The organism is Chryseobacterium sp. G0162, assembly GCF_003815715.1.
Lineage (GTDB): Bacteria > Bacteroidota > Bacteroidia > Flavobacteriales > Weeksellaceae > Chryseobacterium.
Genome location: NZ_CP033922.1, coordinates 4,036,150 through 4,049,668, shown reverse-complemented (window position 1 = coordinate 4,049,668; position 13,519 = coordinate 4,036,150). Strand labels below are relative to the sequence as shown.

Annotated in this window: 7 protein-coding genes; 5 read left to right on the top strand and 2 right to left on the bottom strand. The window is 32.8% G+C overall.

Going from position 1 to position 13,519, the window contains the following annotated elements; translation table 11 throughout:
* Window positions 1–48 precede the first annotated feature (48 nt).
* Complete coding sequence (locus EG344_RS18270) at window positions 49–687, bottom strand: restriction endonuclease subunit S (RefSeq protein ID WP_123910800.1); 639 nt, start codon at window positions 685–687, stop codon at window positions 49–51.
* A gap of 664 nt (window positions 688–1,351) precedes the next feature.
* On the opposite strand from EG344_RS18270, the gene EG344_RS18265 reads away from it, so the two are divergent.
* The 4 genes from EG344_RS18265 to EG344_RS18250 all read left to right on the top strand — a co-directional run bounded on the left by EG344_RS18265 (window position 1,352) and on the right by EG344_RS18250 (window position 9,179).
* Complete coding sequence (locus tag EG344_RS18265; protein WP_123910799.1) at window positions 1,352–2,278, top strand: tyrosine-type recombinase/integrase; 927 nt, start codon at window positions 1,352–1,354, stop codon at window positions 2,276–2,278.
* Window positions 2,279–2,380: 102 nt separating this feature from the next.
* Window positions 2,381–5,245 carry a type I restriction endonuclease subunit R gene (locus EG344_RS18260; RefSeq protein ID WP_123910798.1) on the top strand — a complete coding sequence of 955 codons (2,865 nt, stop codon included), beginning with the start codon at window positions 2,381–2,383 and terminating at the stop codon, window positions 5,243–5,245.
* A 193-nt stretch (window positions 5,246–5,438) separates the two neighbouring features.
* Complete coding sequence (locus EG344_RS18255) at window positions 5,439–7,931, top strand: McrB family protein (protein ID WP_123910797.1); 2,493 nt, start codon at window positions 5,439–5,441, stop codon at window positions 7,929–7,931.
* Between the two features lie 75 nt (window positions 7,932–8,006).
* A complete protein-coding gene (locus EG344_RS18250; RefSeq protein ID WP_164464465.1) occupies window positions 8,007–9,179 on the top strand; it encodes an McrC family protein in 1,173 nt (390 codons plus the stop codon).
* A 73-nt stretch (window positions 9,180–9,252) separates the two neighbouring features.
* Here EG344_RS18250 and EG344_RS18245 read toward each other — a convergent pair whose 3' ends face one another.
* Window positions 9,253–11,724, bottom strand: coding sequence for a TonB-dependent receptor (locus tag EG344_RS18245; RefSeq protein ID WP_164464464.1), 2,472 nt, complete (start codon window positions 11,722–11,724; stop codon window positions 9,253–9,255).
* 412 nt (window positions 11,725–12,136) lie between these two features.
* Between EG344_RS18245 and EG344_RS18240 the strand changes: the two genes are divergently transcribed.
* Complete coding sequence (locus EG344_RS18240; RefSeq protein WP_123856921.1) at window positions 12,137–13,270, top strand: 1-acyl-sn-glycerol-3-phosphate acyltransferase; 1,134 nt, start codon at window positions 12,137–12,139, stop codon at window positions 13,268–13,270.
* Window positions 13,271–13,519: the final 249 nt, after the last annotated feature.

The window sequence follows — 13,519 nt, the reverse complement described above, 5'->3', positions numbered from 1 at the left end:
TTTCTGGAGAGCCTTGTCAATATTTAAAATCTTGACAAGGCTCTGTTTTCAAACAAACAAATTAGCCAAAAGAAACTTCTTCTGAAGTTCTAATTTTTCTAAAATTTGTTTTTCTGTTTCTAATTTTTCTTGAATAGAAGAAAGAAAATTAGCTATTTTAGTTTGTTCTTCTCTACTTGGTAAACTTATTTTGATATCAAAAAAATCAGTTATACTTATATTTAAAAGTCCGTGATTTCTTGCTCCTTCTTGGGCTATCTTTTCTATTTCTACATTGTGATATCCTGAGTCAAAATAATGTTTCATATACTCAGAGTTTATATAGTCGTGGAATCTAAAGCAAATGTATAATGTTGAAACGACACCCTTTTTATAATTTATAAGCTGTTTAATTGCTCCCATCGGATAGCCATTTGAATAACTCTTATTATAAGCAAAATCATTTTTTTCTAATAAATAATAATTATCTATGTTTTTAGCTGACACTGATTTACTGAAAAAATCTAATTGGCTAATTAAACCGTATTGTGCTGAAATTGTTAAAACATTTTTATTACTTTCTATGTTTTTTGTTGTTATTCTTATTGATATATCTTTTAATTTTTTTATCTCCCAACTAGAAAAGTTATTTCCTTCATTCTTGAATCTAACTTTTTGAGAAAATATTCTTTCACGCCATCCTTGCATTAAGGATTCTAATTTTCCAATTATTTTCTTTTGGGTTTGGAGTCTACTCTCAATAAGTGATAAAAAACTGAAACTTTATTTTGTTCCTCAATGGAAGGAAGCGGAAGAATAATATCGGAAAAATATGAATAACTAATCATTTTACCATCTCTTATTCCCTCCAATTTTCTATTAAGATGTGTTATGTATTTGGGAGTTTTAAGATAATATTTAAAGAAAATTCTATCTATTGATATACTAGGTCTCAGTATAATATATGCTGGGCTACATATACCTTTGTACTCAGAATATTCAATACCTCCTTGAAAACTTCTAAGACTAATTATAAAATCTCCAACTTCTACAACTTTATAACTCTCCACACTTTTACTGGTGACGGTTATATTAAAATCAATTAAATCTCTAGGAATTGCGCCATAATCCTGAGTTATAGCTAAAATTGGTAAATCAGAATTATGTTTTTTGTTTGAAATATTTTCAAATACTTCATTACCAAATTTAAAACTCCAGTCTGGAAAATCATTTCCGTTTTTATCACTGAATCGTAAATTAGGAAAGGCAAAGATTGATTAAAACTTGTGTTAAAGCTCAATAACTATAAATCCCCAATCTTAATTCATAACTTTTGAGATTAGTTAGAAAATCATTAAAAATCAAAAAATTTATGACAAGAAAGAAAACATTAGCAGAAATCGCTGAACTTTGGAAGAATGACAAAAAGTTGTATGTAAAAAAATCAACCTTTTCGGCTTATGTATTGTTGCTGGAAAACCATCTACTCCCTGTGTTTAAAGAGCATTCTGAAATTGAGGATCAGGATGTACAAAAATTTGTGTTTCAAAAACTGGATCAGGGATTAAGCCAGAAAAGTATCAAAGACATTCTTATTGTACTGAAAATGGTATTGAAATTTGGAGCAAAGAATAAATGGATTGAGTTCATCAATTTTGATGTACAATATCCTACGGTTCGGGAAACGCATACCATTGAAGTCCTAACCAGAACACATCAGAAAAAAGTAATGAGTTATATCCAGGAGCATTTTACCTTTAGAAATCTGGGAGTTTATATTTGTCTTTGCTCAGGAATGCGAATCGGTGAAATATGTGCGCTTACATGGGAGGATATTGATACAGATAATGGTATTATCAATATCCGTAAAACAATTCAAAGGATCTACGTTATTGAAGAGGGAGAGCGTAGAACTGAACTTCTTATTGATACTCCAAAAACAAAAAACTCAATTCGTGAAATTCCAATCACAAGAGATCTTTTGAGAATGCTGAAACCTTTTAAAAAAATTGTTAATCCTGCATTTTATGTTTTAACTAATGATTCTAAACCTACAGAGCCAAGAACCTACCGAAGCTACTATAAAAATCTGATGCGATATTTGGAAATTCCGGATATTAAATTTCACGGATTACGACACAGTTTCGCAACAAGGTGTATTGAAAGTAAGTGTGATTATAAAACAGTAAGTGTTTTGTTGGGGCATTCTAATATCAGTACTACATTGAATCTTTATGTTCATCCTAATCTGGAACAGAAGAAAAAAGCAATTGATCAGATGTTTAAAGCACTTAAATAATTTCAATTATCATACAATATTTCTTACATTTGGGAAAACTATTAACAGCCTTGTCAGAGTTTAAAGCTCTGACAAAGCTTTAACTAAACTCATAACCCCAAAATGTCAAGTCAGCCAGAATATATTTTAGAACAAAAATTAGTTGAACAACTACAGCAACTGGGCCACAAAAAAGTCAAAATCTGCAATGAGGTTGATCTAATTAAAAATCTAAAAACTCAACTCGAAATTCATAATAAAAAGACATTTTCTGATAAAGAGTTTGAAAAAATACTAAATCATCTTTCTAAAGGAAATGTTTTCGAGAAAGCAAAAATTCTTCGGGATAAATTTCACTTTACAAAGGATGACGGAAGTTCAGAATGGATTGAGTTTATCAGTCAGGATCACTGGTGCCAGAATCAGTTTCAGGTAACCAATCAAATTGCTCAGGAAGGAAATTATAAGAATAGATATGATGTAACAATTCTAATTAACGGGTTGCCTTTGGTTCAAATTGAACTAAAACGACGTGGTCTCGAATTAAAAGAAGCTTTTAATCAAATCAACCGTTATCATCATCAATCTTTTAATTCTGGAAACGGACTGTTTAATTATGTTCAGTTATTCATTATCAGCAACGGAGTTAACACAAAATATTATTCCAATAATGCTAAACAGACTTTTAAACAAACCTTTTATTGGTCAGATGATCAAAACAACAATATAACCCAACTGGATCATTTTGCACCGGCATTTTTAGAGCCTTGTCACATTGCTAAAATGATCACTAAGTATATCGTTTTAAATGAAACGAACAAGATATTAATGATTCTAAGACCCTACCAATATTATGCAGTTGAAAAAATTGTTGACAGAGTAAGAAATACGGACAAGAATGGTTTCATTTGGCATACTACAGGTTCAGGAAAAACATTAACTTCTTTTAAAGCTAGCCAGATTCTGAAAGAAATTCCGAAAGTGGAAAAAGTAATATTTGTAGTGGACAGAAAAGATCTGGATTATCAGACACAAAAAGAATTTGATGCTTTTGAAAAAGGAAGCGTTGATGCAACTGAAAATACGGTCCATTTAGTGAAACAACTTTCTAACAATACCAAACTCATTGTTACGACTTTACAAAAACTCAACACTGCTATTACCAAAGAAAAACATGGTAACAAAATTGAAAAACTAAAAGACAAAAAAATTGTTTTTATTTTTGATGAGTGCCACAGAAGTCAGTTTGGAGATACGCATCAGAATATCAAAAAGTACTTTAAGAATGCCCAAATGATAGGGTTTACTGGAACTCCGATTTCTGAAGTTAATTCAATTGGGAAAATAGATGGAGCTCCGGCAACCACTAATAGACTATTCGAAGACTGTCTACATAAATATGTGATTACAGATGCAATTCGAGATGATAATGTTTTAAAGTTTTCTGTAGAATATGTTGGTAGGTATAAAGAAAAAGAAGGAAGTAACACTTATATTGATACTGATGTTGAAGCAATAGATACTCAGGAGCTTCTTGAAAGCCCGAAAAGACTTGAAAAAATTGCAGATTATCTCATTACAGAATACGGAAGAAAAACACATAACAGTGCTTTTAATGCAATGTTTTGTGTAAGCAGTATTGACGTTTTGCAAAAGTATTATGACCTTTTCCAAAAGAAAAAAGAAGAGGGTAAACATCAATTGAAAATTGCAACAATTTTCAGCTATGGAACTAATGAAGAATCCAAAGATGCAAATGGAATCTATGAAGAACCTGATTTTGCAATGGTTGCGGAGCCGCAGGCACAATATGGAAATTCTCATAGCAGAAACATATTGGAAAGATATATCGGTCATTATAATGAAATGTTCGATACAAATTTTTCTACAAAAGACTCCCAGACTTTTTACAATTATTACAATGATATTGCCAAAAGAGTTCGTAGCAAAGAGGTTGATTTAATTATTGTCGTTAATATGTTCTTAACAGGATTCGATAGCCCTCAACTAAATACTTTATTTGTCGATAAGAATCTAAAATATCATGGATTAATCCAGGCTTTTTCCCGAACCAACAGGCTTTTGGGTGATAAGAAATCGCAAGGAAATATAGTCTGCTTCCGTAATTTAAAATCTGCAACAGATGATGCAGTGACTTTATTTTCAAACAAAGAAGCTATTCAGGAAATCATTATTCAGCCCATCGAAAGTTACATTGAGCTTTTTAATTCTGCCTTAGAGACATTGAAGCTAGTTGCTCCAGAAATTGACAGTGTGAATGGTTATCAAACGGAACAGGAAAAGTTTGAATTTATAACTTCTTTCCGTGAAGTAATGAGAGTTCTAAACATTTTAAAATCATTTGCTGATTTTAACTTTGATAAACTTGAAATGAATGAAAGTGAGTTTAATGATTATAAAAGCAAATACCTTGATTTATGGACTGAAATTAAAGGGCATCGTGAAGGTGGAGAAGGAAAAGTAAGTATTCTAGATGATGTTGATTTTGAACTGGAATTAATCCATCGTGATGAAATAAATGTAAGCTATATTCTTTCATTGTTAGCTAATCTTGCTGATTCAAATCTAAAAGGGGATAAATTAGAACAAAAGAAAAAAGAAATCAGAGATATTCTTTCCGGAGATGCTAAATTAAGAAGCAAAAAAGAATTAATAGAAAAATTTATAGAAGAGAATTTGCCTCATATTTCCGACGGTAATGATATGAATGATGAATTTGAAAAATTTTGGAACAAGGAAAAAAACTCGGCATTTGACAAAATTGCTGATGAGGAATTTTTAAATAAAGATAGATTCAGATATGCCATTGATGATTTTCTTTTCACTTCCAAAACACCAAAAATTAGTGATACTTTAAAACTTCTTGAAGTAAAACCAAAACTTACAGAAAGAAATAATATAGGGAGAAGAATTATTCAAAAGGTGCAAAATTTTGTTGATGTTTTCATTGATGGAGTTAATGCCTAAATAAAAGAAAATTTTCCCTTCTCAATCAACTTTTCCAGCATCACCATCATATCATTTCTAAAAAAGTTATTGAAAAATATCTGATTTCTTTTTTAATAATAATTTTCGACGTATTTTATGCTTTCCCGTAAGTAAAAACTAAAGATTTTTATTATCATTGTGTCTGAAACTAAAAAGGAGAATCAATTAAAAAATGAATTACCATGAACTTCAGATAAAAGCCTATAACTGGCTAACACACTTGCATAATATAAATCCCCAATTTACTTTTTCAGTAAGACAAAAAGCAAGCAAAGGCGCTGAGCAAAATTATTTTATTGGAACTGAAAAATCCAGATACTTTTCTACTACATTCTGGAATATTCCAGTGTCTTATCCCGGCTCATCAACAGATTTGATTAATCTTGTTTTTGCACTGAAAAAAAATAACAAATTATCTCTATATATTCAGTTTTTCCAGACAAAAGAACCTAATAGTGATCAGAACAAATATGCTCTGGAATTAATTAGAAAGATAAAACCAAGATTAAAAACATTAGAACCATTAGTATTCGGTGAAGGTAAGGCAACCTTGAAAATGGAATACTTTGCTATTTATCTTCCGGATCATTACGACACCTTTGAAGCATCTATTCATGATCTCAATATAATGTTGGAAAAAGTGATCCCAATAGTGAATGAAGAAATAGTAAGCATGAAGGAAATCTATCCTACATTTAAAGCCAATAGCTTTCTGTCAGAAGAACAGGAAAGGATGATTGCTAAAATGTATGAAAGATTTGATAAATATTCCAGTCATGGAAACAAAACTTCAGATAATGTAGAAAGCTGGAAAATCCTGGATGATTTTAATGAGTGGTTTATAGAAAACTATAATCAATCTCCGGAAATATTCAGTGGAATGATTTTAGGTTTTCTCCACCAACTTGAAAACAAAGGTATTATCCCCAAAGAGGAGAAAACCACTTATGATTGCAATGTTATTGAAGTTTTACTAAAGGAAATCCCCAATTTTGATTATGAAGGATTAGATCATTTTGAAGAATTTCTACATCATACTATAAAAAAAATTATTTCTCTCCCTATGGCAAAACAACCTATTAACCAAATTCTCTATGGGCCTCCCGGAACAGGCAAAACCTATAATACTATCAATAAAGCTGTTCAGATCATTGATCCGTATTTTATGTCATCTCATCCCACAAGAGCTGCAATTAGGGAAAAATATGAAGAACTGGTTCTTAAAGGACAAATTGTCTTTACTACTTTCCACCAGAGTATGACCTATGAGGATTTTATTGAAGGAATAAAACCTAAGATTGAAGAAGGAAAAGAAGGAATAAAAAAGGTAATTTATGACATAGAAGATGGCATTTTCAAAAGAATTGCGGATGCGGCCCAAAAACCAGTATTGAATGATCTAAATAAAATAAAGGAATACACGTTTGATGATGCATGGAGTGATCTTGTGCAGGATGCCACTATCCACATGGAAACAAAAACACTACTTACATTAACGATACAAACTCCAAATTTAGGGTTAAAAATAGTTGATATTTCTGACCAAGGGAATTTAAATTTAAAGCCTATTTATTCTGAAGAATCTAAAGTTTATACAGTATCCTACTCTAGAGCAAAAAAATTACAACAGGCTTTTTCGGATCTGTCTGTCATCAAAAATGTAAATAAAGAATTCAGAGAAGTAATTGGTGGTTCTAATTCCACAGCGTATTGGGCGGTTTTAAACTATATCAATAATAGAATTAAAGAAGAAGCAGAGTTTGACATCAAAAAAGAAATATCATCTACCCTGCCTTATGTCCTTATCATTGATGAAATTAACCGTGGAAATATCTCCCAAATTTTTGGAGAGCTCATTACCCTTATTGAAGAAGATAAACGTCTGGGCAATGATGAAGCTTTAGAAATCACGCTCCCTTACAGTAAAAATAAATTTGGAGTTCCTTCCAATTTATACATTGTTGGAACTATGAATACTGCCGACAGAAGTGTGGAAGCACTGGATACAGCTTTAAGAAGAAGATTTTCTTTTGAAGAGATGCCACCTAAACCTTATTTACTGAACCCATCCTATATGATAGAAGACCTGTTTTGGGAATATAAAGATTATGATTGGAATCACATAGAATATAAGCCACAAGAAGATAAATTATTTAAACTTTTGGAAATTCCTGAAAAATTAAAAGACAAGAAAGTAAAGGAAGAAATATGGAAAAAAATGAAAGATGATGGCAGAGGAAAAAAAGCAGGATATTTCCAAGATTTAGGTGATTACGGTAGAATAGATTTTGAAAGATTATTAATAGTTATCAATCAGAGAATAGAAAGACTTATAGATAAAGACCACGCCATTGGCCACGCTTACTTTATTGGAAAAGATAATGAAACTATTATTGATTCTTTTTATAAAAATATAATTCCATTACTACAGGAATATTTCTTTGGAGATTATGGTAAAATAGGATTGGTATTAGGACGTGGATTTGTAAATAAAAAGTCTGATGATTTCATATTTGCAGACTTTGATTATGAAAATAGTTATTCTGAAAGAGAATCTTATGAAATAATAGATTACAGAAATCCCAACCTTAATTATGTACTTTCACTTGAAGAAGGTGATGTTACAATGACTTTCAAGAGCGCCATTAAGTTATTAATGAATTAATTTCATATGAAACCCAGGAAGTCTATTGTTGTTTTTGAACATGAAACATTTCATTTCAAAGAAGAACATAAAAAAATGAAGCTTGATATAGCTTTGGAAAATTATCATGGAGATGGTACTCCATTTTTCAGCCTAATAAGAAATGGCGTGCAATTTAATCAGCATGTTGGTGTTCTGAAAGTAGGTCATACGACGATTGAAGTACTTCCAAAAGCGGATCGCAACAATGAAAAAGGAGTATGGAGACAGTTATTAATTGATATGATTAAAACTGTTTGGGGGTTTGATGTTAAAGTATCCAGTAATGCAAACTTAAAGCTTAAAAACACTACAGTATTAGATCTTTACTTTGAATTATATATAAAAGAACTGGAACAGTTACTTCATAGAGGACTTATCAAAAGATATAACAAGAAAGAAGGAAACCTATATGCTTTGAAAGGTGCTTTACAATTTTCAAAACATATCTCACAGAATCTGGTTCATAAAGAAAAGTTCTATGTGAAATATTTTAATTATGATGTATATCACAAGATCCATTACATCCTATACAAAGCATTAAAGCTAGTTGAGCAGCATTATAATCAAACTGATCTGGGTAGCAGAATAGGAACGTTGTTATTAAACTTTCCGGAAATGCCTGACATAAAGGTCACTGAATCTACTTTTGAGTCCATCAATTTTGACAGGAAAAATCTGCATTATGAAAATGCTCTGCAAATAGCAAAGCTGCTTTTACTCAATTATCATCCTGATGTTTCCAGAGGAAAGAATAATGTACTGGCACTTATGTTTGATATGAACCACCTTTGGGAACAGTTTGTATATATTGTTTTAAAAAAGGATTTAAAACACAAAGCTGTTAGAATAAAATCGCAACAAATAAAAGAGTTTTGGAGGTCAGAAAATACATCCAGTAGAATGAAACCCGATATTATTATTGAAACCAATAATACTGTAATTGTTCTGGATACTAAATGGAAAAACCTTAATAATAAAGCTAAACCATCACCTAAAGACCTTCGACAGATGTATGCTTACCACAGATACTTCAAAGCTTCCAGAACAGCTTTAGTGTATCCTGGAGAAGAAAGCAGGCTCATTAATGGAAACTATACTCTTATATATAATGATGAATCTAAACTGACATGTGGAATAGCATTTATTTCTACGCATAAGGATATAGATCAGTGGAAAGAGAATATTGTATCATTTGTAAATGATCATTTTCTGATCGCCGAAGACTAGATAAAAAAACACTTCTTTATAGTTTAAAAAAGTGTTTTTTATTTTAAATCAATTATTGGATTGTCAATTAATTCTAACTCCCCGATCCCGGCCCATTCAAATACTCATTACTAATATCCTTCTCCTTTTTAAAATCCATCTTCCCAAACTTATAACTGAAGCTTATCCCGAAAGAACGGTAAGGTAACTCTCTTACAGAATAAGAATCATAATCTCCGGTACTTACGGTGGTTACCTGTTTGATGTATTTATTAAACGGATTGGTAATCGTAAATCCTAAGCTTGCCTTTTTATTCCAGAATTCTTTTCTTCCGGCAATGGTATAGGTGATGGATTGTGGATTTTTCCCCTGGATATTTTTAGCTGCTGAATTATAATTTCCGAATACTTCCAGCACAAAGTTCTTTGGAAACTGATAATTAAGATTAAGATTCGCACGGTAGCGCATTCCCATGTCTAAGTTGCCTACGTAGATATGACTTACAATATATCGGTGAAATACCATGATATTACTTCTCAGATTCATTTTGTTCTGGAAAAACGGAAGGGAAAGAGAGACAATTCCGCCGGAGTTGTATTCTTTACCAATATTATCTCTTGCCGTAACCGATACATTGGTGTACTCTGTTCCATTGGCTGTAAATGTTGGATAAAAGGTCGTAATCTGTTTTAAATCCTGACTGTTGATTCGCTCCACAAGAGATAAGGAGATATTCCCACCATTCGTAAAGTTTTTCGTGTACCCTAGTTCCATATTATCCCCTATTTCAGGCTTCAAAGCCGGATTTCCTGTGGTAATATTGTGTGGATCACTGAAATTAAGGAAAGGATTAAGCTCTGTATATTCCGGGCGTTCCAATCTTCTGGTATAGGATAATTTCACTGTTTCACCACTATCAAATTTGTGAGATAAGATGAAGGATGGAACTAATAAACCATACGATGGGATATTCGTATTTGGGAAATCTATTTTAAGGGTTGTGTATTCATATCTCAGTCCTGCTCTTACATCCAGCCAGTTCCAAACCTTAAGCTTGGAGGAAAAATAAGCAGCATAAACTCCCATGTCATAATTTAAATGATAGGATTGCAAAGGATCTGTTTCATACTGACCTGATGAAGTATTCAGAACATGAACATCCGTGGCATTGGTAATATGTTGCTGGACTGTTTTAAGCCCCATTTCAAAAGTAACATTATCATTCAAAGGATGCACATAATCTATCGAAATATTGTGACTGTTATCTGTTCCGGGATTACTTCCTGAAATACCACTGTAAGGCGAAGCTGCTCCTGATAAGCTTTGAGTCTGAAAATAACTGCTCTTCGGAGAACCATAACTGAAGACATAATCTGCCGTAAGCTCCTGCCCTTCTTTGGCAAAGGTTTTTCTAAAACTCAGACTTCCATCTATAGAACGAACGGAAGACTGGTTATCCGAAGTTCTGGATCCGATGATTGAAGAAACATTGGAGGTATTATAATCGGTGATATACTGTTGCTGATTGATTAATCCGGTACTTTTATTAGAGAAACTGTTGAAAGAAACGGAACCGCTTAATGAACTGGTTTTATTCAAATTCCAATCGAAACCTAAACCTGTTCGGTAGCCATGTCTTTCAAAATCAGTATAGCCATCCTGTACTAAATGCGTACTGGTATTGGAAGAAGCATCTCTAGAAGTTCTGTCTTGTGAAAAAGGTGTTTTGGCCTTCAACTGAGCATTCCCACTAAAGAAAGCATTCATGCTGAAGTTATTATTTTTATAATTCAGATTCAGAGATCCTGTTTCAAATAAGGTTCCTCCGGTAGCATTGATACTTCCGTTGATTCCCCTTACTTTATTATCTTTTAAAACAATATTGATAATTCCTCCTGTCCCTTGTGCATCATATTTTGCTCCCGGGCTGGAAACCACTTCAATACTTTTGATCTGACTCGCCGGAATGGAAGCCAGTGCATCAGCCAGACTATTTCCAAATATACTGGAAGGCTTTCCATTAATCAAAAACCGGATATTAGCATTTCCCTGAAGTTCTACATTTCCATCCGCATCTACCGTCACCTGAGGTACTTTTCTCAATACATCAATAGCTGCTCCATTCTGAGAAGTCACATCATTAGCTGCATTAAAAACAATTTTATCCACCTTATTTTCAATAACCGCTTTTTTACCAACGATGGTTACGCCTTCTATAGAAGTTTCTCCATTCGCTAACTGAATATCACCAAGGACAACATTCGCACTATTCTCCCCCAGTTGAATATCTGCCGTCGTTTTATTTTTATAGCCTGCATAAAAAACAGCTACCTTATAAGTTCCGGAGGCAATATGATCCATAGAAAACTCTCCTTTTTCATTGGAAGTCGTTCCATTGATTTCTTTATTGTCCTGATTTAGTAATCCGATACTGGCATGATCGATTGATTTTCCCGTATTGGAATCTACAATTCTTCCGCTTATTTTCCCCTGCCCAGCTCCCTGCTGAGCATTAACCAAACCTATCGAAAAAAGCATGGCTGCTAAAATTGTTACTTGCTTCACCGTGATATTAGAATTAATACGGAGCAAAAGTGAGAAGCAATTTGGTAGAAATTCTGAATTTTCTACTGAAATAGGTTTAATAACCACAAAAGGCACAAAAGTTTTTGAACATTTTAGTTATTTTTAAATGACAAGCTTTACGGATGAAAAGAACACTTAAGCTTTTGAAAATCTTTGATTTTCTTTTTATGTGATCTTATTATAGAGTATCCTTCTCAACTAACTTAAGTGCAAAAACAAAATCTTTTGTGACTTTTGTGGTTAAACATATTCGGATAAATAATAAAGTTTCGTCGATTCAACAGATGATTTCTCTAACTTCTACGCCATTCATAATACTTTAACAACCTTTATACCCTATCCCCAGATAAATTTTCGTTCTTTTGCAAAAAGTTTTAATTTTTACCATAACATGTCGAAGTTTGATGAAATCCGGTATTTTCATGATCAGGAAGTGAATGAAAGATTACAAAGCATAGCCCGTGATCCGATGATGAAAGCCCTGATGAACTTTACTTTTCCCGGTGAGGATGAGCAGGTTTGGCTGGAACAGTTTAAAGATGTTCATTCTATAAGTGATTTTCAGCATCAGTTTGTAGCGTATGCTGTTCGTCAGATTCTTGCCAAAAGCTCTGAAGGATTAACTACTTCAGGTTTCGATAAACTTGATAAAAATACCTCTTATCTTTACATTTCGAATCATAGGGATATTGTATTGGATACTTCCCTGCTTAACCTTGTTTTGTTGGAAAGCGGCCACATTATGACGGCTTCAGCCATTGGGGATAATCTGGTGAAAAGAAACTTTTTGAATGTATTGGCTAAACTGAACCGCAACTTTTTAGTTCAAAGAGGGTTGTCACTTCGTGACCAGCTTACCAGTTCACAGGTGATGTCTGAATATATTAAAGAACAACTGCTTCAGGAAAACCGTTCTGTTTGGATTGCGCAGCGTGAAGGTCGTGCAAAAGATGGGAATGATGCTACTCAGCAAGGGGTTTTAAAAATGCTGGCCATGGCAGCCGGGGATCAATCACTGATAGAATATTTTAAAACATTAAAAATTGTTCCTATCTCTATTTCCTATGAATATGATCCTACAGATTCCTTAAAAATGCCTCAATTATTGGCACAACACAGAGAGGAAGAATACATTAAAGGGAAAAACGAAGACTTCAACACCATACTCAGCGGAATTTTAGGTCAAAAGAAACGAATTCATCTGCATGCCGGTGATGTTATTGATACAGAACTGGATGGCATTGCAGCTACCATTGAAAATAAAAACAAACAATTGCAGGCCATTGCGCAATTGATTGATGATTCCATCATTCAAAATTATAAACTTTGGCCCACGAAATATATCGCCTACGATCTGAAAAACAATACGGATACCTATGCTTCACAGTATACAGAACAGGAAAAACAATTGTTTATCCGAAGATTGGAGATGCGAATTGACCCATCTGATCCTGTTTCTAAAGAATATTTCCTGGCCATGTATGCCAATCCATTGATTAACAAGTTAAAGACTGAACATAAATAAATTATTTATCTACAAATTCAGATAGATATTCTCCTGTATTTTAGAAATATCACGGAATATTAAAAGATTTTTTTGGCCACGGATGCACGAATGAATAAAAAGTTGGTGCATTCGTGGCTAAATTATACATCCGCTTGCAAAGAATCAATGAAATGGATTCCAGTCTTTGCTACTTTAAAAATAGAGCAACCAAAACTTAAAATTCTTTACGCCTAAAAACAGAAGGATCATAACCTATTAAGAAAAATA